The organism is Streptomyces sp. NPDC088387 (assembly GCF_044753385.1).
Classification (GTDB): Bacteria; Actinomycetota; Actinomycetes; order Streptomycetales; family Streptomycetaceae; genus Streptomyces.
The window spans coordinates 218,824-244,373 of record NZ_JBIVNC010000009.1; the positions used below are offsets into that span (position 1 = coordinate 218,824).

The 25,550-nt window shown below is 70.7% G+C and carries 23 protein-coding genes and 1 tRNA gene; 10 read left to right on the forward strand and 14 right to left on the reverse strand.

From position 1 onward, the window contains the following. Window positions 1-179: 179 nt before the first annotated feature. Window positions 180-1,487, forward strand: coding sequence for a ThuA domain-containing protein (locus ACIQAC_RS24685; RefSeq protein ID WP_402194187.1), 1,308 nt, complete (start codon window positions 180-182; stop codon window positions 1,485-1,487). A gap of 246 nt (window positions 1,488-1,733) precedes the next feature. On the opposite strand, the gene ACIQAC_RS24690 is transcribed toward ACIQAC_RS24685, so the two are convergent. Then, window positions 1,734-2,279 carry a hypothetical protein gene (locus ACIQAC_RS24690; RefSeq protein WP_402194189.1) on the reverse strand — a complete coding sequence of 182 codons (546 nt, stop codon included), beginning with the start codon at window positions 2,277-2,279 and terminating at the stop codon, window positions 1,734-1,736. 129 nt (window positions 2,280-2,408) lie between these two features. Here ACIQAC_RS24690 and ACIQAC_RS24695 point away from each other — a divergent pair, with 129 nt between their 5' ends. From ACIQAC_RS24695 to ACIQAC_RS24705, 3 genes are all read left to right on the forward strand, one after another. Next, window positions 2,409-3,113, forward strand: a complete 705-nt coding sequence (locus ACIQAC_RS24695; RefSeq protein WP_402194190.1) for a response regulator transcription factor — start codon at window positions 2,409-2,411, stop codon at window positions 3,111-3,113. Continuing rightward, a complete protein-coding gene (locus ACIQAC_RS24700; protein WP_402194192.1) occupies window positions 3,110-4,513 on the forward strand; it encodes a sensor histidine kinase in 1,404 nt (467 codons plus the stop codon). Before ACIQAC_RS24695 ends, ACIQAC_RS24700 begins: the two co-directional genes overlap by 4 nt. Window positions 4,514-4,646: 133 nt before the next feature. After that, window positions 4,647-6,113 carry a cellulose binding domain-containing protein gene (locus ACIQAC_RS24705; RefSeq protein ID WP_402194194.1) on the forward strand — a complete coding sequence of 489 codons (1,467 nt, stop codon included), beginning with the start codon at window positions 4,647-4,649 and terminating at the stop codon, window positions 6,111-6,113. Window positions 6,114-6,264: 151 nt separating this feature from the next. Here ACIQAC_RS24705 and ACIQAC_RS24710 read toward each other — a convergent pair whose 3' ends face one another. The 4 genes from ACIQAC_RS24710 to ACIQAC_RS24725 all read right to left on the reverse strand — a co-directional run bounded on the left by ACIQAC_RS24710 (window position 6,265) and on the right by ACIQAC_RS24725 (window position 11,309). Further along, window positions 6,265-7,716 carry a GH1 family beta-glucosidase gene (locus tag ACIQAC_RS24710; RefSeq protein ID WP_402194196.1) on the reverse strand — a complete coding sequence of 484 codons (1,452 nt, stop codon included), beginning with the start codon at window positions 7,714-7,716 and terminating at the stop codon, window positions 6,265-6,267. 349 nt (window positions 7,717-8,065) lie between these two features. Next, window positions 8,066-8,968 (reverse strand): carbohydrate ABC transporter permease, encoded by a 903-nt coding sequence (locus ACIQAC_RS24715; protein ID WP_402194197.1) that lies wholly within the window; start codon window positions 8,966-8,968, stop codon window positions 8,066-8,068. Further along, window positions 8,965-9,990: a carbohydrate ABC transporter permease gene (locus tag ACIQAC_RS24720; RefSeq protein ID WP_402194480.1), complete on the reverse strand. Its 1,026-nt coding sequence runs from the start codon at window positions 9,988-9,990 to the stop codon at window positions 8,965-8,967. The genes ACIQAC_RS24715 and ACIQAC_RS24720 overlap by 4 nt, the downstream gene beginning before the upstream one ends. A gap of 5 nt (window positions 9,991-9,995) precedes the next feature. Beyond that, entirely contained in the window at window positions 9,996-11,309 is a 1,314-nt protein-coding gene (locus ACIQAC_RS24725) for an extracellular solute-binding protein (RefSeq protein ID WP_402194198.1), read from the reverse strand. Between the two features lie 405 nt (window positions 11,310-11,714). Between ACIQAC_RS24725 and ACIQAC_RS24730 the strand changes: the two genes are divergently transcribed. Then, entirely contained in the window at window positions 11,715-12,770 is a 1,056-nt protein-coding gene (locus tag ACIQAC_RS24730) for a LacI family DNA-binding transcriptional regulator (RefSeq protein WP_402194200.1), read from the forward strand. A gap of 4 nt (window positions 12,771-12,774) precedes the next feature. Here the strand turns inward: ACIQAC_RS24730 and ACIQAC_RS24735 are convergent, their stop codons facing one another. Together ACIQAC_RS24735 and ACIQAC_RS24740 are read right to left on the reverse strand one after the other, a co-directional pair. Beyond that, entirely contained in the window at window positions 12,775-13,182 is a 408-nt protein-coding gene (locus tag ACIQAC_RS24735) for a nuclear transport factor 2 family protein (RefSeq protein WP_402194202.1), read from the reverse strand. A 99-nt stretch (window positions 13,183-13,281) separates the two neighbouring features. Continuing rightward, complete coding sequence (locus ACIQAC_RS24740; RefSeq protein ID WP_402194204.1) at window positions 13,282-14,055, reverse strand: SDR family NAD(P)-dependent oxidoreductase; 774 nt, start codon at window positions 14,053-14,055, stop codon at window positions 13,282-13,284. A gap of 100 nt (window positions 14,056-14,155) precedes the next feature. On the opposite strand from ACIQAC_RS24740, the gene ACIQAC_RS24745 reads away from it, so the two are divergent. After that, complete coding sequence (locus ACIQAC_RS24745; protein WP_402194205.1) at window positions 14,156-14,842, forward strand: GntR family transcriptional regulator; 687 nt, start codon at window positions 14,156-14,158, stop codon at window positions 14,840-14,842. Window positions 14,843-14,907: 65 nt separating this feature from the next. Here the strand turns inward: ACIQAC_RS24745 and ACIQAC_RS24750 are convergent, their stop codons facing one another. Further along, window positions 14,908-15,837: an AraC family transcriptional regulator gene (locus tag ACIQAC_RS24750; protein WP_402194207.1), complete on the reverse strand. Its 930-nt coding sequence runs from the start codon at window positions 15,835-15,837 to the stop codon at window positions 14,908-14,910. 44 nt (window positions 15,838-15,881) lie between these two features. Here ACIQAC_RS24750 and ACIQAC_RS24755 point away from each other — a divergent pair, with 44 nt between their 5' ends. Continuing rightward, window positions 15,882-16,637: an NAD(P)H oxidoreductase gene (locus ACIQAC_RS24755; RefSeq protein WP_402194209.1), complete on the forward strand. Its 756-nt coding sequence runs from the start codon at window positions 15,882-15,884 to the stop codon at window positions 16,635-16,637. A gap of 66 nt (window positions 16,638-16,703) precedes the next feature. Here the strand turns inward: ACIQAC_RS24755 and ACIQAC_RS24760 are convergent. From ACIQAC_RS24760 to ACIQAC_RS24775, 4 genes are all read right to left on the reverse strand, one after another. Next, a tRNA-His gene (locus ACIQAC_RS24760) sits at window positions 16,704-16,776 on the reverse strand. A 117-nt stretch (window positions 16,777-16,893) separates the two neighbouring features. Next, entirely contained in the window at window positions 16,894-17,496 is a 603-nt protein-coding gene (orn, locus tag ACIQAC_RS24765; protein WP_402194211.1) for an oligoribonuclease, read from the reverse strand. A 471-nt stretch (window positions 17,497-17,967) separates the two neighbouring features. Next, the gene (locus ACIQAC_RS24770; RefSeq protein ID WP_402194213.1) at window positions 17,968-19,161 is read right to left on the reverse strand and encodes a helix-turn-helix domain-containing protein; all 1,194 of its coding nucleotides are present in this window, start codon (window positions 19,159-19,161) and stop codon (window positions 17,968-17,970) included. A gap of 378 nt (window positions 19,162-19,539) precedes the next feature. Further along, a complete protein-coding gene (locus ACIQAC_RS24775; protein WP_402194214.1) occupies window positions 19,540-19,965 on the reverse strand; it encodes a hypothetical protein in 426 nt (141 codons plus the stop codon). Window positions 19,966-20,281: 316 nt separating this feature from the next. Between ACIQAC_RS24775 and ACIQAC_RS24780 the strand changes: the two genes are divergently transcribed. Both ACIQAC_RS24780 and ACIQAC_RS24785 read left to right on the forward strand, forming a co-directional pair. Next, window positions 20,282-20,809, forward strand: coding sequence for a universal stress protein (locus tag ACIQAC_RS24780; RefSeq protein ID WP_402194482.1), 528 nt, complete (start codon window positions 20,282-20,284; stop codon window positions 20,807-20,809). A gap of 164 nt (window positions 20,810-20,973) precedes the next feature. After that, window positions 20,974-21,540: a GPR1/FUN34/YaaH family transporter gene (locus ACIQAC_RS24785; protein WP_402194215.1), complete on the forward strand. Its 567-nt coding sequence runs from the start codon at window positions 20,974-20,976 to the stop codon at window positions 21,538-21,540. 157 nt (window positions 21,541-21,697) lie between these two features. On the opposite strand, the gene glmS is transcribed toward ACIQAC_RS24785, so the two are convergent. Both glmS and ACIQAC_RS24795 read right to left on the reverse strand, forming a co-directional pair. After that, window positions 21,698-23,515, reverse strand: a complete 1,818-nt coding sequence (glmS, locus tag ACIQAC_RS24790) for a glutamine--fructose-6-phosphate transaminase (isomerizing) (protein WP_402194217.1) — start codon at window positions 23,513-23,515, stop codon at window positions 21,698-21,700. Window positions 23,516-23,534: 19 nt separating this feature from the next. Next, a complete protein-coding gene (locus ACIQAC_RS24795) occupies window positions 23,535-23,792 on the reverse strand; it encodes a hypothetical protein (protein ID WP_402194484.1) in 258 nt (85 codons plus the stop codon). A gap of 177 nt (window positions 23,793-23,969) precedes the next feature. Here ACIQAC_RS24795 and ACIQAC_RS24800 point away from each other — a divergent pair, with 177 nt between their 5' ends. Beyond that, complete coding sequence (locus ACIQAC_RS24800) at window positions 23,970-25,532, forward strand: fibronectin type III domain-containing protein (protein WP_402194218.1); 1,563 nt, start codon at window positions 23,970-23,972, stop codon at window positions 25,530-25,532. The last annotated feature ends 18 nt before the right edge of the window (window positions 25,533-25,550 follow it).

The window sequence follows — 25,550 nt, forward strand, 5'->3', positions numbered from 1 at the left end:
TGCAGGACCGTGCCGAGGAGGATCCTTCCCACGCTTCATCTCTTGACGACATTGGTTCGTACCTTTAGCGTTCCGGGACGCCACAGCCACCCCCTCCTGCCCAGCGCACACGTTCGGCCAACTCCCGTTTCTCCCCCACACATCGACCGGGTTCGTCGTACAAGACAGGAGCGCCACCCATGCATGGCGTCAGTTCGCCCCGATCCCCCAGGGCCGTCCTCATACGGCTGTTCGTCCTCCTCGCCGCACTGCTGGGACTGGCGGTGCCGCCCGCCCAGGCGTCGGTCCGCGCCCAGGCGGCGGCCCCCTTCGACGTCCTCGCCCTGTACCACGGCACCTGGGACGCGGCCCACATCAACTTCGTCGGCGAGGCCAACCGCTGGTTCCCCCAGCAGGCCGCCGCCAACGGCTTCACCTACACCGCGAGCACCAACTGGGACCTGCTCGCCAACGGCGGGGTCAACGCGTACGACGTCGTGCTCTTCCTCGACGACGCGCCGCAGTCGGCCGCCCAGCGGTCCGGCTTCGAGCAGTACATGCGCAACGGCGGCGGCCACATCGGCTTCCACGTGGCCGCGTTCACCACCAGCGCCAACAGCTGGCCCTGGTACTACAACCAGTTCCTCGGCAGCGGCAACTTCCGCTCCAACACCTGGGGTCCGACCACGTCCGTGCTCCGCGTCGAGAACCGTACGCACCCCTCGACGGTGAACCTGCCCGCCACCTTCACCTCGTCGGTGAGCGAGTGGTACAGCTGGTCCAACGACCTGCGGCAGAACCCGAACATCAGCATCCTGGCCTCCGTCGACCCGAGCAGCTTCCCGCTCGGCACCGACCCCAACCAGACCTGGTACAGCGGGTACTACCCGATCCTGTGGACGAACACCCAGTACAAGATGCTGTACGCCAACTTCGGCCACAACGCGATGGACTACGCCAACAACACCCCGCTGTCGTCCACGTTCGCCAGCGCCACCCAGAACCGGTTCCTGCTCGACGGGCTGAAGTGGCTCGGCGGTGGCGGCACCACCCCTCCGCAGCCGGGTGACCCGATCTCCGAGACGGCCTGGTACTCGGTCCGCAACAGCGGCAACAGCACCTGCGTCGACGCCCGCAGCGCCGCCACGGCCAACGGCACCGTGCTCCAGCAGTACACCTGCAACGCCACGACGGCCCAGCAGTACCAGTTCCGCACCACGGACAGCGGGTACATGCGGATCACCGCTCGCGGCAACCCACAGCAGGTCGTCGACGTGTCCAACGTGTCCACGGCCGACGGTGCCGGACTGCATCTGTGGGCCTACGGCGGCGGGCAGAACCAGCAGTGGCAGCCGGTCCGGGAGACGAGTGGCGCCTACCACTTCGTGGCCCGGCACAGCGGCAAGTGCCTCACCGCGGCCACGGCGGCGACGCTCAGCGTCCAGCTCACCCAGCGCACCTGCGACAACTCGGCCGCGCAGAGCTTCCAGCTGACCGCACAGCCCTAACGTCGGCCGCACGGGAGTGGCGGCAGAACGCGAAGAACCCCGTCCCGCTGACCGCGGGACGGGGTTCTTCTTTCGGAGCGCCGGGCAGGCCTTGCACCTGCATCTCCCCGCAGGAAGCGGGACGTCTTTCCTTGGACCACCAACGCATGAGCGGAATCCCGGAGTTGCCGTTTCCGGCTTTTCCCTGCCCCGCTCAAGATCCAGCTTACCCCATCCGGGAGGGCCTGTTGACCACTCTCCGGGCGGCTAGAACGTCTCCACGTCCACCCGCGGCGGGCCGTCGTGCCACGTGCAGAACACCGACACCCGGTCGGCGCCCTTCGCGAACTCCAGCCGGATCCAGGTCTCCGTCTTCCACACCTGCATCGACCAGTCCGTGCCGGGCGTCGCCGAGACCAGCGTCGCCGAGTACGCGCCGATGTCGAAGACGGCCCGGCCGCCCTCGGTGTCGTAGCTCCTGACCTGACCCGAGTCGGCGGACGGCGGGGTGGCCGCCCCGCCGGTACCGGACGGCTTCGGGTCGGCGGAGGGCTGCCGCGTCGGACTCGCGCTGGGGGACGGGCTCTTCGGCACGGGCGCCGACACCGACGCCGATGCCGACGGTTCGGGCTCGGTCGTGGCGAGCGCCTGCGGCTCCCGCGAGGCCGCACCGGCCGCCGCCGTGACCGGCAGCGCGCGCGGCGGATCGTACGCCGTCCCGGCCAGCACCGTGTGGACACCCCACCACGACAGCGTGACCGCCGCGCCCGTGGCGAGCGACCAAGCCAGTACGTGTACGAGTCCTCGGAGCATCGGGGCCATACTGCCTCACCCGCCCCAGTGGTGTCCCGCGCTGTCCCGGCGCGGGCGCTCTCGTCCACAGTCCGGGAGTTGTCCACAGGCGCCGGATGAGCATCCCCCGCATGGCGTACGGTGCGGCGCATGGCAAGTGTGCTCGTCGTCGAGGACGACCAGTTCGTACGCTCGGCGCTCATCCGGCATCTGACCGACGCCACGCACACCGTGCGCAGCGTCGGCACCGCGCTGGAGGCGCTGCGCGAGGTCGCCCATTTCCGCTTCGACGTGGTGATCCTCGACCTCGGGCTGCCCGACCTCGACGGCTCCGAGGCCCTGAAGATGCTCCGCGGCATCACCGACGTCCCCGTCATCATCGCCACCGCGCGCGACGACGAGACGGAGGTCGTCCGGCTGCTCAACGACGGCGCGGACGACTATCTGACCAAGCCGTTCTCGGTGGAGCACCTGTCCGCCCGGATCGCCGCCGTACTGCGCCGCTCCCGCGCCGCCGCCGGCGAGGCACCGCCGTCCTCCGTGCTGCGCGTGGGCGGCCTCACCGTCGACCCGCTGCGCCGCCAGGCCGAGCTGGACGGCGCCCGCCTCGACCTGACCCGCCGCGAGTTCGACCTGCTGGCCTTCCTGGCGGGCCGGCCCGGCGTCGTCGTGCCGCGCCGCGAGCTGCTGGCCGAGGTGTGGCAGCAGTCCTACGGCGACGACCAGACGATCGACGTCCATCTGTCCTGGCTGCGGCGCAAGCTGGGCGAGACCGCCGCGCGCCCGCGCTATCTGCACACCCTGCGGGGTGTCGGCGTGAAGCTCGAACCGCCCGGAGGGGAGCCGACGCGATGAGATGGGCACTGGTCAAGGTGTCGCTGGCGGTCACCGCGATGGTCGTGGTGGCCTTCGCCGTCCCGCTCGGCCTGGTCATCAAGGAGCTGGCCCGCGACCGCGCGTTCTCCAACGCCGAGCGCGACGCCGCCGAGATCGCGCCCGCGCTCTCCATCACCACCGACCGCGCCCAGCTCCAGCGGGTCGTCGCCTCCGCCGGCTCCGACGACGGCATGGCCGTGCACATCCCGGCCGAGGGTGACGCGGCGGCCGTCGCCATCGGCAGACAGCGCGCCGCCCGCGAGGACATCGAGGCCACCCGCAAGGTGGGCCGCGCCTCCACCACCCGTGTGCCCGACGGCTCCGCGCTGCTCCAGCCGGTCGCGGTCAGCTCCGGGCAGATCGCCGTCGTCGAGGTGTTCGTCCCCGACGCCGCCGTCGGCAAGGGCGTCGGCACCGCGTGGGCGGTCCTCGCGGGCGTCGGCCTCGCCCTGATCGTCGGCTCGGTCGCGGTCGCCGACCGGCTCGGCGCCCGCATGGTGCGCCCCGCCCAGCGCCTCGTGGAGGGCGCGCGGGAACTCGGCGACGGCAGACTCGGCGCCCGCGTCCCCGAGGAAGGACCGACCGAACTGCGCCTCGCCGCGGTCGCGTTCAACTCGATGGCCGACCAGGTGGTCCAGCTCCTGGCCAACGAGCGGGAGCTGGCGGCCGACCTGTCCCACCGGCTGCGGACCCCGCTGACCGTGCTGCGGCTCAACGCGGCCTCGCTGGGCGACGGACCGGCCGCCGAGCAGACCCGGGCGGCCGTCGAGCAACTGGAGCGCGAGGTCGACACCATCATCCGGACCGCGCGCGAGGCCAAGCCGCAGACCGTGGCGGCCGGGCCGGGCGCCGGATGCGACGCGGCCGAGGTGGTGCGCGAGCGGATGGGGTTCTGGTCGGCGCTCGCCGAGGACGAGGGACGCAAGTGGCGGCTGGCCGGCGTGGGCCGCCCGGTACGCATCCCGGTGGCCCGGACCGATCTCGCCGCCGCGCTGGACGCCCTGCTGGGCAATGTCTTCCGGCACACCCCGGAGGGCACCGCGTTCGCGGTCGACGTGCACAACGGCGAGGACGCGGTGATCGTGCTGGTCTCCGACGCGGGACCCGGCATACCCGACCCCGAGGCGGCCATGGCACGCGGCCGTGGCTCGGGCGCCGACGGCTCGACCGGGCTCGGCCTGGACATCGTGCGCCGGCTCGCCGAGTCGACCGGCGGGGACGTGCGGCTCGGCTCCTCCGTGCTCGGCGGCACCGAGGTGCGGATCTGGATCCAGCTGGACGGGCGCGAGCCCGAGCGGCGCGGCCATCGTATGGCCGTCCGAAGACGCCGCACCCGCCGGCCGGCCTCGACCTTTAACCGGCCCCGATCCCTTCCTTAAGCGCACCCTAAGATCCGCGACCACGGTCCGGCTCAGGAGTTTTGCCCGTTTCCCGCTCGCTAGCGTGCTGACGCGTCACCAGGGCATCGCCTTGGCGCCCCGACACCCCGTGAACAGCGAAAGCAGGCATGCGATGAGCACGCACCGGCGCAGGATCAGCGGCAGGAACAAGGTGATCGCCGGGACCGTCGCGGCGGCCGTCGTCGGCGGTGGTGCCCTGCTGCTGACCGGCACCGCGCAGGCGGCGGGTGTCGGCGCCGCGTACACGAGGACCAGCGACTGGTCGACCGGGTACACCGCCCAGTACGTCGTCACCAACAACACCGGTCGGGCGAAGGCCGACTGGAGACTCCAGTTCGACCTGCCCACGGGCGCGAGGCTCAGCTCGCTGTGGAACGGCGAGCAGAGCGTGAGCGGGCAGCGCGTCACGGTGTCCCCGCCCAAGTGGGACAAGGACGGCCTCGCGGCCGGCGAGTCCGTCACCGTCGGCTTCGTCGTCAACGGCACCGGCGACCCCGCCGCCTGTCTCGTCGACGGCGTCAAGTGCTCCACGGACGACGCGGCCACCCCCGAACCCTCCGGCCGCCCCACCGGCACCCCGACCCCCACGGCCACCCCCACCCCGACCGGGACCCCGGCCCCCACCGGCACCCCGACGCCCACCACCACGCCCGTCACCTCCGAGAGCCCCGGCGAGGGCACCACCGCAGGCTCCGGCTTCGCCCCCTACGTCGACACCTCCCTCTACCCGGCGTTCGACCTGGTCGGCACCGCCCGGGAGACCGGAGTGAAGGACTACAACCTCGCGTTCATCACCGACGGCGGCGGCTGCACCCCCAAGTGGGGCGGCGTCAGCGACCTCACGAGCGACGCGGTGGCCCAGCAGATAGGCGCCCTGCGCGCGGCGGGCGGCGACGTCCGGGTCTCCTTCGGCGGCGCGTCCGGCTCCGAACTCGGCACTACCTGCACCTCGGCCGCCGCACTGACGGCCGCCTACGAGAAGGTCGTGACGGCCTACAACCTCACCAAGGTCGACTTCGACGTCGAGGGCGGCGCCCTGCCCAACACTGCCGCCAACACCCGCCGCGCCGAGGCCATCGCCCAGCTCCAGAAGAACCACCCCGGCCTGGACGTCTCCTACACCCTGCCGGTGATGCCCGAGGGCCTCACCCAGGACGGTGTGAACCTGCTGACCGACGCCAGGGCCAACGGCGTGCGGATCAACACCGTCAACATCATGGCGATGGACTACGGACCCGCGTACAGCGGCGACATGGGCACCTACGCCGAGCAGGCGGCGACCGCCACGCAGGCGCAGGTCAAGAGCGTGCTCGGGCTGAGCGACAGCGCCGCCTGGAAGACCGTCGCCGTCACCCCGATGATCGGTGTCAACGACGTGGTGACCGAGATCTTCAAGGTGGACGACGCCACCCAGCTGGTGAACTTCGCCAAGTCCAAGGGACTCGGTTGGCTCTCGATGTGGTCCGGCACCCGTGACAAGGCCTGCCCCGGCGGCCCCAAGCCCGCCGCCGACGCCACCTGCTCCTCGATCGACCAGGCACAGAACGCCTTCTCCAAGGCCTTCGCCGCCTACCGGTAGAGCCGGGCGGCGAGGAGTGAGCTCCGACCTCCTCGCCGTCCCCCGCGTTCCCCCCACAGGAAAGAGGAACCGGGGCGCGACACCTCCCCCCACGCCGGTGTCGCGCCCCGCCCCCCGTCCAGGCCCCTCGTCCAGGCCCCCGTGCCTCCCGCTAGGCGGCCTCGCCCACCTCCGGCAGCACTCCGGAGCGGGCCGCCCGCCCGTACCACTGGGCGCTGGACTTCGGCGTCCGAGCCAGCGTCGTGTAGTCCACGTACACCGCCCCGAACCGCTTCTCGTAGCCGTACGCCCACTCGAAGTTGTCCAGCAGGGACCACAGGTAGTAGCCGCGGACGTCGGCGCCGTCCGTGATCGCGCGGCGCACCTCCGACAGATGGCCGTGCAGATAGGCGATGCGCTCGGGGTCGTGCACCCGGCCGTCGGGGCCGGGCTTGTCGTCGTAGGCGGCCCCGTTCTCCGTCACGTACAGCGGCAGGTTCGGCGCCTCCCGCGTGTAACGCATGATCAGCTCGTGCAGTCCGGTCGGGTCGATGGCCCAGCCCATCTCCGTACGCGCGCCCGGCGCCCGGTGGAACACCACGTCGTCCGCGCCCGGCCACGGCGAGTGGTCGCTGGCGCCGTGGCCGTCGGCGCGCGGGCCGGGCGGCGCGGCGGCCGGACCGGAGACCAGGGTGGGCGTGTAGTAGTTGAGGCCCAGGGCGTTCAGCGGCTGGTGGATCGCGCTCAGGTCGCCGTCCTCGACGAAGGCCCAGTCGGTGACGTCCGAGGTCGCCGCGAGGAGCGTCTGCGGGTAGCGGCCGTGCAGCATCGGGCCGTGGAAGACGCCGTTGGCCAGATCGTCGATCTTCTGTACGGCGGCCAGGTCGGCCGGGTCCTGCGAAAGGGGCCGGACGACCGAGGAGTTGAGGCTGACCGCGACGCCGTTGCGGGCCGGGAGCACCGAGCGCAGCGCCGAAGTCCCCAGTCCGTGCGCCAGGTTGAGGTGGTGCGCGGCGCGCAGTGCGGCGAGCGGGTCGGTACGGCCGGGGGCGTGCACGCCCGAGCCGTAGCCCAGAAAGGCGCTGCACCAGGGCTCGTTGAGGGTGATCCACTGCTCGACCCGGTCGCCGAGCGCCTCGCCGACGATCGCCGCGTACTCCGCGAACCGGTACGCCGTCTCACGCGCCGGCCAGCCGCCCGCGTCCTCCAGCTCCTGCGGCAGATCCCAGTGGTAGAGGGTGATCGTCGGCCTGATGCCGTGCGCGAGCAGCTCGTCGACCAGCCGGCGGTAGAAGTCCAGGCCGCGCTGGACGGCCGGGCCGCGTCCGGTGGGCTGGACCCGGGACCAGGAGACGGAGAAGCGGTAGGCGTTCAGCCCCAGCTCCGCCATCAGCGCGACGTCCTCGCGGTAGCGGTGGTAGTGGTCGACGGCGACGTCCCCGTGCTCGCCACCGGCGGTCTTGCCCGGCGTATGGCTGAAGGTGTCCCAGATCGACGGGGTACGGCCGTCCTCCCGTGCCGCCCCCTCGATCTGGTACGCGGACGTGGCGGCGCCCCAGAGAAAGGCGGCGGGAAAGGCGGCCGGGCTCTGCGGCGGTACGGACGGCTGCACGGACTCAGTCATGGAAGCGCTCCCATTGGGGGTCGTGGAAGACCGGGGGGTCGGAGGGGGGAGGAGGAAAGGAAGGGAGAGGTGGGTGAGGGCTGAGGGGAAGGGGAGGGGGAGGGACAGCGATCCCGGCCCCGACGGCAGGACCGGACTCGGCGGGCCCCGGGCCCCGGCGGCCAGGACCGAAGCCGGCAGGCTCCAAGCCGCGACCGCCTGGACCGGAGCCGGCAGACTCCAGGCCGCGACCGGCTGGACCGGAGCCGGCAGGCTCCACCTTCCGATGTGCAGGGCCGGCGCCCGCCGGACCGGTTCTCGGAAGGGAGGGCCGGGGACCGGTGCCCGCCCGGCCCTCCCCCCCCGGGCGTCAGCCCTTCACCGCGCCCTGCATGATGCCGCCCACGATCTGCTTGCCGAAGATCGCGAACACCAGCAGCAGCGGCAGCGTGCCGAGCAGCGCGCCCGCCATGATCAGGGACTGGTCGGGGGTGTAGCCGCGGCCCAGCCCCGCGACCGCCACCTGCACGGTGGGGTTGCCGGTCTGGGTCAGCACCAGGAACGGCCACAGGAAGTCGTTCCAGGTCTGGACGAACATCAGCATGCCCAGCACGGCCATCGCCGGCCGCGCCGCCGGGAACACGATGTGCCAGATCACCCGCCAGCTACTCGCCCCGTCCACCCGCGCGGCCTCGATCAGTTCGTCCGGCAGCGCCGAGATCAGGTACTGCCGCATGAAGAACACACCGAACGCGCTCACGAGCGACGGCAGGATCACCGCCTGGAGCTGGTCGGTCCAGTCCAGCTCGGCGACCAGCATGTACAGCGGGATCACACTGAGCTGCGGCGGCACCATCATCGTCCCGATGACGATCAGCATCAGGGCGCCCCGGCCCCTGAAGCGCAGCTTGGCGAAGGCGAAGCCGGCGATCGTCGACAGGAACACGATGGTCGCCGCCGAGATCCCGGCCACGATCGTCGTGTTGAGGAACGCCTCACCGAGGTTGGCGTCCGTCCAGGCCGTCTCCAGGTTGTCCATCAGGTTGGAGCCGAACCAGAACGGCGGCGGTGTCTGGGCGAGCCGCTGGTTGTCGCGCGAGGCGGCGATCGCCGTCCACACCAGCGGGAACAGTGAGCCGACGGTGAACAGCGCGAGGACCACGTAGGCGATGGGCCCGGCGTGCAGCTGCCCGCCCGCGCGGGCCGCCCTGGACCGCCGGGGCCGCTTCGCCCCGGCCTCCTCCGCCGGGGGCTTGGTCAGGGTCGTCGTCACAGCCGGCCTCCTTGACTGCTGGCGCGCAGCCGGCGCGAGATGACGTAGTTGACGATCCCGATCACGATGAGGATCAGGAACATGGTCCAGGCGATGGCGGAGGCCCGGCCCAGGTGCTGGTTGACCCAGCCCTGCTCGTACAGATAGAGGCCGAGCGTCTGGAACTGGTGCTGGGAGCCGCCGGAGGCCCCCTTGTTCGCGTCGAACAGCAGCGGCTCGCCGAAGAGCTGCGAGGCGCCGATCGTCGACACGACACAGGTGAACAGGATCGTCGGGCGCAGCGACGGCAGCGTCACGTGCAGGAACTGCTGCCAGCGGCTGGCCCCGTCGAGGGCGGCCGACTCGTACAGGTCGTTCGGGATCGCCTGCATCGCCGCGAGATAGATCAGCGCGTTGTAGCCGGTCCAGCGCCAGACGACGATCGTCGAGACGGCGATCTGCGAGGGCCACTTGTCGTTCTGCCAGTCGATGTTGTCGATCCCGACGGCCCCGAGCGCCCAGTTGATCATCCCGTAGTCGCGGCCGAAGAGCAGCACGAAGACCAGCGAGGCGGCGGCGATCGAGGTGGCGTACGGGGCGAGCATCACGACCCGGTAGAACGTCGAGGCGCGCAGCCGGTAGTTGAGGATGTGCGCGATGCCGAGCGCGATCATCAGCTGCGGGACGGTGGAGATGATCCCGATCGTCAGGGTGTTCCGCGCGGCGTTCCAGAAGAAGTCGTCGTCGAAGATCCGGGTGTAGTTGCGCAGCCCCACCCAGTTCATGTCGGTCGGCGCGGTCAGCTCCACCTGGTGCAGCGAGGCCCAGCCCGTGTAGAGCAGCGGGAACAGGCCGAACGCGAGGAAGAGCAGGAAGAACGGCGAGACGAAGGCGTACGGGCTCCACCTGACGTCCCGCTGCCAGCGCCGGGACAGCCGGGCGCGCCGCCGCCCCTCCTCGGGGGTGAGGGCGCTCGCGCCGACCGGGGCCGCGCCCCCCTCCTTCGCGGGGGGCGCGGCGGCGGTGTCGTGCCGGGTGGTCATTCCGGTCACTGCTCCAGGTTGTTGTCGATGGTCTTGACGGCCGTGTTCCAGGCCTCCTCGGCGGACTTGCCCTGGGCGACGAGGATCACGCCGTTGTCCGTCAGACCCTGCTGGATGATCTGGTCCTTCGGGCCGATCACCTGGACCGGGCTGTTCTCGGCGGCCGCGGCGAAGATCGTGCCGATGGGCGCGTCACCGGTCATGTCGTTCTTGGCGTTCTTCACCGCGGGCATCTCGTACGCCGCCGGCGAGCTGGGGAAGCTGCCCTGCACGTCGAAGAGCTTGGCCTGCTGCTCGGGCGCGGTCAGCCAGGCGGCGAGCTTGGCGGCCTCGCCGGTGTTCTTGCCGGACTTCGGTACGGACAGGAAGGAGCCGCCCCAGTTGCCGGCCTCCGGCGCGGCGGCCACGTCCCACTTGCCGGCCGCGTCGGGCTGCGACTTGCCCTTGATGTAGCCGAGCATCCACGGCGGGCAGGACATCGCGGCGAACTTGTTGTTGGCGATGGTGGTGTCCCAGGCGGGCTGGAACTGCGTCTGGTTGCCGACGAGTCCGTCCTCGGCGGCCTGCGCGGTCAGGTCGAACGCCGACTTCACCGCCGGGTTCGTCTTGTAGATGACCTCGCCGGAGGAGTCGTAGAACCGCTCGGTCTCGCTGCCGAGGATCGCCTGGATCAGGCCGCCGGGGGAGTCGAGGAACGTGGTGCCCTCGGGCGCCTTGTCCTGGTACTGGCGGCCGACGTCGACGAACTTGTCCCACGAGCCCGCCCAGAGCTTGGCCACGTCCTCACGGTCGGTGGGCAGTCCGGCCTGTTCGAAGAGGTCCTTGCGGTAGCAGATGGCCATCGGGCCGACGTCGGTGCCGAGCCCGATCGTCTGACCGTCCGCCGTCGTGGCCTGCTTCCACTTCCACTCCAGGAAGTCGCTCTCCTTTCCGCTCTTCGACAGGTCCATCAGCTTGTCCGCCTGGGTGTTCACCACCTCGGCGATGTTGCCGACTTCGACGGCCTGGATGTCCATCAGTCCGCTGTTGGTGGTGAGGTGGTTGACGAGCGCCGGGTAGTAGTTCTCGTTGCGCTCCACCACGTTCTCTTTCACCGTGATGTCGGGGTTGAGCTTCATGTACTCGTCGTAGAGACCGGCCTCCTTGAAGCCCATCGCGCCGAAGAGTCCCAGGGTGATGGTGGTCTTGCCGCCGCCGCCCTCCGACGAGTCCGGCTCGTCGTTGCCGTCGTCGGCACACCCGGCCAGCAGGCCGGCGCCCAGCGACGCGACGGCCGCGAGGATTACCGCCTGGCGGCGGATCCGGGAAGGTGCTCGCATGTGCGTCCTCCTGTTGCCCTGACGTGCCGACCCCCGGCCGGAAATACTTGTGCGGACCGTGTGTTGGCGTCGCGTTGGTGTCGCTGCGGCGCGGGCGGGGAACGTGCGGGATGTGTATGGGTCGGGTACTGTGGGAGCGCTCCCATCAGTGATGTGTTGAAGGTTCGTGGGTCACGGCGGGGGTGTCAAGGGAGCGGACACGGTGAGCTGCGTTCGGTTATCGGCCCGTTAACTCGGCCCTGCGGGAGGCGGGAGGGAGCCCGTCCGGCGCCGGAGGACCGGGCCACTGTTAGATTCCAGGCCAAGGGCCCGTCTTGCGGACCGGGCCCGTTGAGAGGCACGCTCTCGGCGACGCCACGTGATCACGGAAAGCGGCCGAGTGGTGTCCGACGGGAGGGCGAGCCGATGGCAGGCCAGGGAACGCGGGGCCGGGGGGCCGGACGGCCGACCCTTGAGGAGGTCGCCGCGCGGGCGGGCGTGGGCCGCGGCACGGTCTCCCGGGTGATCAACGGTTCGCCCCGGGTCAGTGACACCACCCGCGCCGCCGTCGAGGCGGCCGTCGCCGAGCTGGGCTACGTCCCGAACACCGCGGCACGCGCGCTGGCCGCCAACCGCACCGACGCCATCGCCCTAGTCGTCCCCGAGCCGGAGACCCGTTTCTTCGCCGAGCCCTACTTCTCGGACATCCTCAAGGGTGTCGGCGCCGAGCTCGCCGACACCGAGATGCAGCTGCTGCTGATCTTCGCGGGCGGCGACCGGGAGCGGGCCCGGCTCGCCCAGTACCTCGCGGCCCACCGCGTCGACGGTGTCCTGCTGGTCTCCGTGCACGCCGACGACCCGCTGCCCGACCTGCTGTCCCAGCTGGAGATCCCCGCCGTCATCAGCGGCCCGCGCTCCGCCGCCGAGACCCTCACCTCGGTCGACTCCGACAACTACGGCGGCGCCCGCTCGGCCGTGGAGCACCTGCTCTCCCGCGGCCGCGGCCGCATCGCCCACATCACCGGCCGCCTCGACGTCTACGGCGCCCAGCGACGCATCGACGGCTACCGCGACGCACTGCGTGACGCCGGGCACGAGGTGGACGAACTCCTCGTCGAGGCGGGCGACTTCACAGAGGAGGGCGGCGCCCGCGCGATGACCGCGCTGCTGGCCCGGCGCCCCGACCTGGACGCGGTCTTCGCGGCCTCGGACGTGACGGCGGCCGGCGCCCGGCACATGCTGCGCGAGGCGGGCCGCCGGATCCCGGACGACGTGGCACTCGTCGGCTACGACGACTCGGCCATCGCCCGCCACATGGACCCGCCGCTCACCAGCGTCCGCCAGCCCATCGAGGAGATGGGCCGCCGCATGATCGACCTGCTGCTCGCCGAGATCGCGGACCGCCGCCCGACGGTCTCCCGGGTCCCGGAGCGCCGCCAGATGGTGCTGGCGACGGAACTGGTGCCGCGTACGTCCTCGTGACCGCTCAGCCCACCAGGCCCGGCGTGAAGTAGTCCCGCAGCAGGGCGATCCGCCCGTCCCGGATCCGGAAGATCTGCACCAGCGACACGGTCTCCTCCACCCCGTCGCTGAGCAGTACGGTGTCGATCTCGGCGATGAACACATCGGGGTCGCCGGTGGTGTGCAGCGCGTACCGGGACTTCTCCACGTCCGGCTTCCTGGTGTCCGGCACCTGGCGCGCGTAGTACGCCGCGAGCCCCTCGCGAATCTCGTCGCGCCCCCGCATCCGCTTCGGGAAGACGGACCCGGCGGGCACGAGCGGCGCCTCCAGCACACCGTCCTCGGTGAACATCTCGGCGACGGCGGCGGCGTCCTGGGAGAAGGCGCCGGCATGGACGTAACGCTGGAAGATCTCCTGAGGGGACCGGGACACGGGGCCTCCATGAGTGGCGACGCGGGTGAAGGGGTCACTTCATCACAGCGAGGCGGAAGAGGCGACCCGCGCGGTCTCGGGTCGGGGCGCCGGTACGGGCTAACGGGCCGCGTGGGCGCCGCCGTTGACGTGGATCACCTGGCCGGTCAGATGGCCGGAGTCGGGCCGGGCGAGGAAGAAGATCGCCTCCGCGATCTCGTCCGGCGTGCCGGGCCGGCGGTTGAACGCGGCGGACACCCGTGCCGCGACCCACTCCTCGGAGACGGTGCCGGCGAAGAACTCCGTGTCCGAAGTGACGCCCGGCGCCACGACGTTGGCGGTGGTCCCGCGCGGACCCAGCGTCCTCGCGGTGTCGACGTTCCACGCCTCCAGCGCCGCCTTGGCCGCCCCGTACGAACCGGATCCCTGCTTGGCGGCGATCGACCCCACGGTGACGACGCGTCCGCCGTCCGCCAGCCGCGGCTTGAGCGCCTCGGTGACGAGGACCGCGGTGAGTACGTTGGCCTCGAAGTTGGCCCGCCAGGCGTCGGCCACACCGCCGAGATCGCCCGCGGCCACCGGCGGCCGGCGCCGGTCGGTGTTGCCACCCGCGTTGTTGACCAGCACGTCGACGGACTCGGGCAACCGGGGGAGCGCGGCCCGCACCGCCGCCGGGTCGGCCGCGTCGAACGCGACATGCGCCACCCCCAACCGCTCGGCGGTGGCGGCCAGTACGTCGGCGCGCCGGCCGGTGATCGTGACGTCGTGCCCGGCCTTGACGAAGAGTTCCGCGGTGGCGGCGCCGATTCCGGTGCCACCGCCGGTGATGACGACAGTGCGCTTGGTCGTGCGGGTCGTGCGGGCCGTGTGGGTCGTATGGCTCGTGGAGGTCATGAGCCAGAAGTCTCGACGGAGATATTCGAGGTGTCAACAAAATTTCGAATATCTGGGCCCATCTCGAAGACCATCTCCCAGCGTGGGTATCCTGCGGTCCATGCCCACGCCCACACCCACCACCGCCAAGACCCGTACCGACGAGGTGCACGACCGGCTGCGGGCCGACATCCTCGCCGGCCGGCTCGCGCCGGGTGAGCGGCTCAAGTTCACCCCCCTGTGCCAGGCCTACGACGCCAGCGTCGGTCTGATCCGGGAGGTGCTCAGCAGACTGGCCGAGCAGGGGCTGGTGCTGGCCAGCCCGCAGGCCGGGTTCCAGGTCATGCCGATCTCCGTCGACGACCTGCTCGATCTCACCCGGACCAGGGTCGACATCGAGTGCCTGGCGCTGCGCCGGGGCATCGAGCGGGGCGAGACGGCGTGGCGGGCCCGGGTCGTCGCGGCCCACTTCACCCTGGCGGACACCCCGCGCCGCGACGCGTCCGCCCCGACCCGCGTCACCGAGGCCTGGGAGGCCGCCCACGCCGACTTCCACGACGCCCTGCTCGCCGGGTGCGGCAGTCCCCGGCTCCACGCGATCGCGACGGCGCTGCGCAACAGTGCCTGTCTCTACCGCCGTTGGTCCGAGGCGATCGACCCGTCCGACGCGGCGCGCGATCCGGCCGGGGAGCACGCCGCGATCTGCCGGCATGTGATCGACGGCGACGCCGACTCCGCCGTCACCGCGCTGGCGGCGCACATCGAGCTGACCACAACGCTGATCGTGGCGTCGCGCGGCACGGAGTGAGTTGCGCGAACCGCGTTTGCTCGGACCGCGCTTGCTCGGACCGCGTTCGTTCGGACCGCGTTCGTTCAGGCCGCCGTGGTGCGGAAGGTGCTGGGGCTGACGCCCCGGTGGCGTTTGAAGGCGGCGCTGAAGCCGAAGGCGTCGGCGTAACCGACGGTCTTGGCGATCTGGGCGATGCTGAGGTCGGTGTCGGCGAGAAGCGCTCCGGCGTCGTCCATCCGGCACTCGGTGAGGTAGGCGAGGGGCGGACGGCCCATCAGTTCGGTGAAGCGCCGGGCGAACAGCGCCCGGGAGACGCCGGCCTCGGCGGCCAGTGACGCGACCGTCCAGCTCTCGCCGGGCCGCCGGTGGAAGGCGTGCAGGGCGGGGGCGAGAACCGGGTCGGCGAGGCCGCGGTACCAGCCGGGAGCGTCGGCGCCCGCCCGGTCGAACCAGGTACGCAGTGTGCAGACCAGCGACCAGTCGAGGAGCCGGTCCATCAGCGCCTGCGAACCCGCGGAGAGCCGGGCGGCGTCGGCGGCGGAGCTCTCCAGCCAGGCGCACACGTCGGCGTCCTCGGCGACCACGAGGACGGGTGGCAGGGCGCGCAGGAGGCGTTCGTGACGGTGTCCCGAGGCGCGATAGGCGCCCACGATCAGCGCGGTCGCGCCGTCCCGGCCGGAGCCCCAGTGGATGCCGTCGAGTTCCTCGCCGGCGCACGCGGCGTCCTCGGTGAAGCAGTTGATCTCGTACGGGGTGTGGGGCCGTTGGACACTGGCGGCCTCGTCGGCGAGGCGGAACGGTGCGGGGCCCCGGACGACGGCCGTGTCGCCCGCGCCGACGGTCCGCTCACTGCCGTCGGGCAGCAGCAGCGTGCCGCCTCCGCGCAACACGCTGACCAGGGTGAGCGGGGCGTCGTCGGCGAAGGTGATGACCCAGGGCGCCGTCAGAACGGCGTGGCTCACGACCGACCCCTCGGCGCGGATTCCGCTCAGCAGTGAACTCAGAGGATCCATCACACCATCGTAGACGATCTCCTATGTACTGGAGAGGATCTCCCATGGATCGTCCACGCGGCTGCGGTTGTACTGGTCTCACCGCACAGATCGAGCTCTCGGGAGACACCGTGCCGCAGCACAGCAGTGACAGCAGTGACAGTAGGTCGGCCCTGCTGGTCGTCGCACACCACCGCAGCGATTCCCTCACCGCCCACACCGCGCGCCGGGCGGTGAACCGGCTGGAGGCCGCCGGCTACCGCGTCGACCTGCTCGACCTGCACGCCGAGGGGTTCGACCCCCGGATGAACGTGGCGGACCAGCCGGACTGGGGCAACCGGGAGAAGACGTACTCGGCCGAGACGCGCGCCCACATGCGGCGGATCCTCGACGCCGATGTCGTGGTCGCCGTCTTCCCGGTGTACTGGTTCAGCGTGCCCGCGGTCCTCAAGGGATGGATCGACCGCGTCTGGAACTACGGCTTCGCCTACGGGCGCAGCAAGCCCCGCCTCGCGGGCAAGCGGATGCTGTGGCTGGCCCTGGCCGGCGCCACCGCCGACGACCCCGTCGCCGAGCCGATGCAGGCGGCCCTGGAGGCCACCCTGAACGACGGCATCGCCTACTACTGCGGCCTCTCCCACTCCACCGTCGGCCTTCTCCTCGACGCGGAGGAACGCCCGCAGCGCATCGACGCCCAGGGCACCCTGCTGATCGGCGACGCGATCACCGGCGCCGAACGGGAGGCCCATTACGCCGAATTCGACGCCAGGACGGAGAAGTTCGTGGACGAGTTCCTCGCGAAGGAGCCGGTCGCGGTCTGAGGGGAGACGCGGCGGGGAAAAGATCAAGGGCCGATCCGTTTTACCGGTCGGCCCTTGATCGTTCAGGGTGAGTGACGGGACTTGAACCCGCGGCCACCTGGACCACAACCAGGTGCTCTACCAACTGAGCTACACCCACCATGACCGGCGCTGGAAGCTTGGCGCTTCGCTGACCGGCCGAGAAAAAGTGTACAGGGTCCGAAGGGGTGCTCGCGCCCGGCTTTTCCGGGGCCCCGCAAGGGGGCCCGGTACCCGGCTACCGCGCAGGCAGGACGTGCTTTGCGGCGATCGTCTTCGCGGTGTCGGAATCCGGCCCCGGCTGTGGTACGAACACGGCCTCGCGGTAGTACCGCAGCTCCGCGATGGACTCGCGGATGTCGGCGAGCGCGCGGTGGTTGCCGTTCTTCTCGGGGCTGTTGAAGTACGCCCGCGGGTACCAGCGCCGGGCCAGTTCCTTGATCGACGACACGTCGACGATCCGGTAGTGCAGGTAGTCCTCCAGCGTCGGCATGTCCCGCAGCAGGAAGCCGCGGTCGGTGCCGACGGAGTTGCCGCACAGGGGCGCCTTGCCGGGTTCCTTCACGTGCTCGCGTACGTAGGCGAGGACCTGGTCCTCGGCGTCCGCGAGGGTTGTGCCGGCCGCCAGCTCGTCGAGCAGACCGGACGTGGTGTGCATCGTCCGTACCACCTCCGGCATCGTCTCCAGCGCCGCGTCCGGCGGACGGATGACGATGTCCACGCCCTCGCCCAGCACGTTCAGCTCGGAGTCGGTTACGAGTGCGGCCACCTCGATGAGGGCGTCGTCTGACAGCGAGAGGCCGGTCATCTCGCAGTCGATCCACACCATGCGATCGTTCATGCGACCACCCTACGGCCGGGATCCGGGTCTGCGGTGCCTCGTGTAGTTGCGGATCACTTCTGAGGGTGGTCCGCGTCCGGGGGCTGCCGCCCCCATGCCCCGGCTTCGGCCCTGAACGGGCCTCGTCCTCAAACGCCGGACGGGCTGGAGAGGGTGGCGGATGCGCTGGAAGGCCAGCGGGCCCGTTTCGGCCTGGACGGCCTCGTCCTCGAGCGCCGGACGGGCTGGAGGGGGTGGCGGATGCGCTGGAAGGCAGCGGGCCCGTTTCGGTCTGAACGGGCCTCGTCCTCGAGCGCCGGACGGGCTGGGATGTGGGCCGGACGAAACGGCCGACGGGCCAGAATGCGTGCCGGAGTCAAACGGCGGACGGGCTGGAGGGCGTGTCCGGGGAGACGGCGGACGCCGGACCGGCTGGGAATGCCGGTCCGGCGTTGACAGGGATCCCGGCTGACGGGGATCCCTGGCCGATCTCTACGAACCGCTGCGTTGGCCCGGCAGGCTTGCCAGGGGGGAGCCCGCGCTCATTGCCGCCGCAGGCGTGCGGCGGGTCTGGAGCGGGACCGCGGATTCGGGGTGGAGCTGGGTGGGCGGAGGCAGCTGGGGCGGGGGCATGGTGCTCGGGTCCGGTTCGGCCGGCTTCTCCGACTGCGGCCTGCGCGCCCGGTAGGCGGCGCGGTAGGCGGCGGGGGAGGAGCCGAGCTGGCGGCGGAAGTGGCCGCGCAGCGCCACCGGTGAGCGGAAGCCGCAGCGACCCGCGACCTCGTCCACCGAGTAGTCCGACGTCTCCAGCAGACGCTGAGCCTGGAGCACCCGCTGGGTGATCAGCCACTGCAACGGGGCGCTACCGGTCAGCGAACGGAACCGGCGGTCGAACGTACGACGGCTCATGTACGCGCGTGCCGCCAGCGTCTCCACGTCGAACTGCTCGTGGAGATGCTCCAGTGCCCAGGCGACGACCTCGGCGAGCGGGTCGGCGCCGATCTCCTCTGGTAAAGAGCGGTCCAGGTAACGTTCCTGGCCTCCGCTTCTGCGTGGCGGCACCACCAGACGGCGGGCCAGAGCCCCGGCCGCCTCGTTGCCGTGATCCGTGCGCACGATGTGCAGACACAGATCGATTCCGGCCGCGGTGCCGGCCGATGTCAGTACGTCACCGTCGTCGACGAAGAGTTCCCGCGGGTCCACATGGACCGACGGATAGCGCTTCGCGAGTGTCGGCGCGTACATCCAGTGGGTGGTCGCGGGCCGGCCGTCCAGCAGACCTGCCGCCGCGAGGACGAAGGCCCCGGTGCACAGTCCTACGATGCGGGCGCCCTCTTCGTGGGCCCGACGCAGTGCGTCGAGCGCCTCCTCCGGTGGCGGAGAAGTGATCGAACGCCAGGCCGGCACGACTACCGTGCCCGCCCGCGAGATCGCTTCCAGGCCATGCGGCGCGGTGAGTTCCAGGCCCCCTGTGGTCCGTAGCGGGCCGTCCTCGCCGGCGCAGACCAGCAGGCGGTAGCGCGGTACGCCGGCGTCCTGGCGGTCGATTCCGAACACCGACAGAGGTATGGAACTCTCGAAGATGGGGCCGCCGCTGAACAGCAGCACCGCGACGATCTCCTTGCGCCGTCTCCCGGACAACTTCCGGGTCACGGCTTCCGGCGCGGCAGTGGAGTCGTGGCTCATACTGCTAAGCCCCCCTCGGTGGTCGCGGCTCCTCGGTTGTGTCGCTCCTGCACGTTTCCCCTCGGTCCTGCACGAGTCCCCCGCCGTAAGACAGTCAAGATCGAATCTACTGCTTCGCGCACCGCCGGGATGACCAGATCGGCACCCGGCAGATTGTCGACTTGGCAACTTGGCGTGAAGCATTCGATCACGAAGCGTTGCACTCGTGGAGCGTGCAGGGAAGTGCGCCTCGTGGCGGTGGCCAATCCGCGTAGGGTGCGCTGATGGCCTGAGACCCTTTCCGTGCAGGTCAAACGGGGGGTAGGGGGTGGGGGTACCACTCAGGGTACGAGAACCAGAAGTTGGCTGAAAAGATACGGGCCGGGGCGCGGAAACCGGTCAGTCGCTGCCACCAGTTTCCTCGGGGTGACGCCTGCCTCTGCGGCCCCCCGGGCCACTCCCGGCATGGCGATGGCGGTGGCTGCGCGGCGGGTGGTCGTGCGGCGGGTGGTCGTGTGCCACGGCCGCCGCCGCGGCGCACCGCTCGGAGCGGCGCAGCAGTACCCGGCAGACGGCGGTCACCGCGGCCAGGCCGAGCGCGGTGCCGGTGGTGCCGGCCAGCGAGGTGCCGTACCAGAGCAGCACCACCGGGACGAGTACGCAGCTGAAGGCCGCCCAGCGGACCACGTCCGTGGCCGTGTCCGCCGGCGCGGAGGAGGGGTGGGCGGAAGAGGGGGGAGAGAGGAAGTGGGAGGGGGGCGGGGCGGGCCTCTCGGGGGGCGACGCCCGGCGCAGGTCCTCCGCGGAGGTGCGGGATGAGGACATGGAGTGCTCCCTGTGGCGTGGTTCGCGGGGTTCAACGCCTGCGCCACCGGTCGGTCACTGTCCGTGCGGCAGGGGTGGCGTCCCCCCTCCGCGTAAGTGAATGCTGTGGAAACCGCCTGTACCGGGCAGCAACCATTGCGTTACGGGCGCCCCCTCGTGCATGCTCCCTGGAACCCGCCACGGAGGTGCGCGGGATCTGGGCGAAGGAGGCGTGCCGCCGTACCCTTGGGGGTATGGGGTTGGGAAGATGATTCCCGGACACAGCTCCGACGACCCTGTCGTCCCACCCATGAAGGATCACAACGCCGAGACAGCCATGGCCGGTCACGAATTCTCCGAACCCGCGGACCGCAAGCGGCCGGTCGCCGATCACACGGCGGCCGATCCCCTGGCGGCGGAAGAGCCTCGTCATGCGTGCGACCCCGCTTTCAAGCACGGCGTCGTAGTCGGTTTCGACGGCTCCACCTCCAGTGAGCGTGCCCTCGCGTACGCCATCGGCATGGCCCGGCGCTCCGGGTCGGGCCTGATCATCGTTCATGTGGCCAACCGACTGCCGACCACGGTGTGGGCCGGCTGTGAGCCACCCGTCTTCGTCGACGTCCCGGACCACCGCACCGAGGTGCTCGGTCTGGAGCTCGCCTGTGCGGACTACCTCGCCGAGGTGCCCTGGATCCTGGTCGAGCGCGGCGGCGACATCTGCCACGAACTGGAAGAGGTCGGGCGGGAGTACGAGGCGGACGCCATCGTCGTCGGTTCCACACACGGCATCGTCGGGCGCATCTTCGGCTCGGTCGCCGGACGGCTCGCCAAGCGGGCCAGGCGCCCTGTCGTCGTCATTCCGTGACTCGATTCCGTAACTCGCCGTCGTCCCTGGTGAAATGAGCCGTTGGCGCGGTCGGCCGACATCCTCGCGGTGCGTGAAACTACTCGCGCGTAGAGGTGTTTGTGCCCTTGTGAAGGGCATATATCGGTCACCGCGCAACTGCACATGCATGAAGGGAGCCCGCCGTGGACAACGCCGTCTCCGCGGGAAGCGGAATCACCACCGTGGTCGGCCGACTCGCCCTGGGAATCACCCTGTTGGCCTTCGGGCTGGGGTACACCGACGTGATCGACGGTGTCTCGGCCGCTGACGCCGTGTCAATCGCCCAGTACGTGGGCGGAGTCGCCCTCTTCGTCGCCGGACTGCTGGCGTTCCGGGACCGGGACGCCGGGGCCGGGACCGCGTTCACCGCGCTCGGAGCGCTCTGGTTCACCTGGGCCGTCTCCGCCGACAACCAGGTGTCGGCCAACGCGGCCGGGCTGTTCCTGCTGCTGTTCGCCCTGGTGGCGCTGACCCTGACGGTCGCCGGTGGCGATGCGCTGGGGCAGGCCGCGTACGGGTTGTTCTTCGTGTCCCTGCTGCTTCTGTCCATCGCCTTCTTCGCGGAGAACGACGGGTTGACCAAGGTTGGCGGATGGGTCGCCGTCGGGGCGGGGGTTGTGGCGTGGTACGCCGCGACCGCCGCGTTGGCGCACTGGCCCACGGCTCTTCCTGGGCGCGCTGCGGGCCGGGGTGTGACGGCCACCGGTTAGCTGCGCCGCGTCGGGGGTTGGGCTTCCCCGGCGAACCGGAGCGGACCCCCCGTGCCTGGTGGCAGCGCGTGGGGGTCCGTTCCGTTGTGGGGCCTCCGCGGGTGGGTGGGGGCTTGTCGCGCAGTTCCCCGCGCCCCTGAAAACCCACCCGGGTTGGCTACTCCACCGTTACCGACTTGGCCAGGTTCCTTGGCTTGTCGATGTCTCGGCCCAGGGTCAATGCCGTGTGGTAGGCGAGGAGTTGGAGGGGGATGCCGAGGAGGATGGGGTCGAGTTCGTCCTCGTTCTTGGGGACCACGAGGGTCTGGTCGGCCTTCTCCTGGGGCTGGTGGGCCACCGCCAGGATCTTGCCGCTACGGGCCTTGATCTCCTCCATCGCGGCGCGGTTCTTCTCCAGGAGGTCGTCGTCGGGGACGATCGCCACGGTGGGGAGGGCCGGCTCGATGAGGGCCAGCGGGCCGTGCTTCAACTCCGAGGCGGGGTAGGCCTCGGCGTGGATGTACGAGACCTCCTTGAGCTTCAGGGAGGCCTCGCGGGCCACCGGATAACCCCGCACGCGGCCGATGAAGAGCATCGAGCGGGCGTCGGCGTACGTCTGCGCCAGCTTCTCGATCTCCGGCTCCTGCGCCATGATCTCGGCGATCTGCGTGGGGAGTTGGCGCAGGCCCGCGATGATGCGCTTGCCGTCGCGCACCGAGAGGTCGCGGACGCGGCCCAGGTGCAGGGCGAGGAGGGCGAAGGCGACGGTGGTGTTGGTGAAGCACTTCGTCGAGACGACGCAGACCTCCGGGCCCGCGTGCACGTAGATGCCGCCGTCCGCCTCGCGGGCGATCGCCGAGCCGACCACGTTCACCACGCCGAGGACCTTGCCGCCCTTGCGCTTCAGCTCCTGGACGGCGGCCAGCACGTCGTAGGTCTCACCGGACTGGGAGACGGCGATGTACAGGGTGTCGGGGTCGACGACCGCGTTGCGGTAGCGGAACTCCGAGGCGGGCTCGGCGTCCGCGGGGATCCGGGCCAGCTCCTCGATCAGCTGGGCGCCGATCATGCCGGCGTGGTACGAGGTGCCGCAGCCGAGGATCTTGACGCGGCGCACGGCACGGGCCTCGCGGGCGTCCAGGTTGAGGCCGCCGAGGTGGACCGTGGAGAAGCGGTCGTCGATCCGGCCGCGCAGGACCCGGTCGACGGCGTCGGCCTGCTCGTGGATCTCCTTGTGCATGTAGGTGTCGTGGCCGCCCATGTCGTAGGAGGCGGCCTCCCACTCGACGGTGGTGGGCTCGGCGGTCGTACGGGTGCCCTCGGTGGTGTACGTACGGAAGTCGTCGGCCTTGAGGGTGGCCATCTCGCCGTCGTCCAGAGTCACTATCTGCCGCGTGTGGGTGACCAGCGCGGCGATGTCGGAGGCGACGAACATCTCCTTCTCGCCGATGCCGAGGACCACCGGGGAGCCGTTGCGGGCGACGACGATCCGGTCCGGGAAGTCGGCGTGCAGTACGGCGATGCCGTACGTGCCCTCGATCAGCCGGAGCGTCTCGCGGACCCTGTCCTCCAGCTTCTCCGCCTGCGCGCGGGCGATGAGGTGGACGAGGACCTCGGTGTCGGTCTCGGAGAGGAACTCGACGCCGTCCGCCTCCAGTTTGCGGCGCAGGTCGGCGGCGTTGTCGATGATGCCGTTGTGGACGACGGCGACCTTGCCCTCCGCGTCCAGGTGCGGGTGGGCGTTGACGTCGGACGGGGCGCCGTGGGTGGCCCAGCGGGTGTGGGCGATACCGGTGGTGCCCTTGAAGCGTGCCGGGACCTTGGCCTCCAGGTCGCGGACCCGGCCCTTGGCCTTGACCATCTTCAGGCCGGCCGTCCTGGGCGTGGTGACGACGATGCCCGCCGAGTCGTAGCCGCGGTACTCCAGGCGCTGAAGGCCCTCCAGGAGCAGCGGGGCCACGTCACGCTTCCCGATGTATCCGACGATTCCGCACATATAGGGGTGTCCCGTATTCCTAGCCGTAGACGATGCGGCGCAGCTGGCGGAGCGTGAGCTCCGGGGGTGCCACCGCCCGGTATTTGAGGTCCGCCTCGATCCGTTCGAAGATCGTCGCGTTGACCAGGCCCTGGGCCTGGAGCTCGCGATGGCGGCGACGGACGTACTCGGTGGTCGTCTCGTCGAAGTAGGCGAGCACGTCCTGGATCACCCGCAGCGCCTCGCCCCGGCTGAGGGGCGTGGACCGCGTCAGATGATCTACGAGTTCGTCGTGCACCCGGTAGATCCTGGAGTACCGGCGAGGCTTTCGCAAGAATCCTGCCCGATTCCGGGCAGGGGGGTGTCGTATCGCCTGTTGGCTCAGTTATGGGACGTCCATGGGCGTTCCTTGGTGGGTTGTTCCTCGGGCGGATGTGTGCAGCGAGCAGCTTCTGACCTCATGGACATTCCTCGCATGGGCGTACCCGAGCGGCTCGCCGAGCGCATGAGCATGGCGGAGCAGCACGAGTACCTGCGCGCCAGGTTCTCCCGGCGCACGATGATCAGAGGCGGTGCCGTCACCCTCGGCGCCGTCGCGGGCGGCGCGTTCGTCCCGGGCGCGGTGGCGCAGGCCGCCGTACCCACCCAGCGCACCACCTCCGCCACCACGGTCGACGGCGCGCACGTCGCCCCCTTCGGTCGGCACCTCGCCTACGGCGCCGACCCGCGCACGGAGATGACGGTCTCCTGGCAGGTCCCGGTCGCCGTGAAGCGGCCCTTCGTGCGGATCGGCGCCCACCCCTGGGACCTCTCCCGCAAGATCGACGCCGAGGTGCGCAACCTCCACACCCCGGCCGGTATCGGCGCGAGCGGCGACCACACGCAGTACTACGTCCATGCGCGGCTCACCCACCTGCGCCCCGGCCGCACGTACTACTACGGCGTCGGCCACGACGGCTTCGACCCGGCCGCCGGCCACCTCGCCGGCACCCTCGGCACCTTCACCACCGCCCCCGACCGGGCCGAGCCGTTCACCTTCACCGCCTTCGGCGACCAGGGCGTCAGCTACCACGGCCTCGCCAACGACGCCCTGATCCTCGGTCAGAACCCTGCCTTCCACCTGCACGCCGGCGACATCGCCTACGGCGACCCGGCGGGCGCCGGCCAGACCTCCGACGCCGGCTTCGACTCACGCGTCTGGGACCAGTTCCTGTACCAGACGGAGTCGGTGGCCCGGCAGGTGCCGTGGATGGTCGCGTACGGCAACCACGACATGGAGGCCTGGTACTCGCCCAACGGCTACGGCGGCGAGGAGGCCCGCTGGCAGCTCCCGGAGAACGGGCCCGACAGGAAGAACCTGCCCGGCGTCTACTCCTTCGTGCACGGCAACACGGCGATCATCTCGCTGGACGCCAACGACATCTCGTTCGAGATCCCGGCGAACCTCGGCATCTCCGGCGGCACCCAGACCAGGTGGCTGGAGAGCCGGCTCAAGCAGTACCGGGCCGACCGGGACATCGACTTCATCGTGGTGTTCTTCCACCACTGCGCCTACTGCACCTCCACCTCGCACGCCTCCGAGGGCGGGGTCCGCAAGGAGTGGGTGCCGCTGTTCGACAAGTACACCGTCGACCTGGTCATCAACGGCCACAACCACGTCTACGAGCGCACCGACGTGCTCAAGGGCAACAAGGTCACCAAGGAGCTGCCGATCGGCGGCACGGCGTACTCCGAGACCGACGGCACCGTCTACGTCACCGCGGGCGCCGCGGGCCGCAGCCTGTACGCGTTCAGCGCCGACCAGTCCTACGAGGGCCACGTCAAGGACAACGACTCCGTCGCCTCGTTCGTCTGTGTCGAGGGCGGCAAGCAGAACGAGACGGTCGCCTGGTCGCGGGTGCGCTACCTCGACTACTCGTTCCTGCGGGTGGACGTGACGCCCGCCTCGCGCGGCCGGCTGTCCACCCTGAAGGTGCGGGGCATCGCCGAGACCGGCGCCGAGGTCGACCACTTCACGGTGGCGCGCAAAGCCAAGTAGCGGACCGGCAAGGGCAAT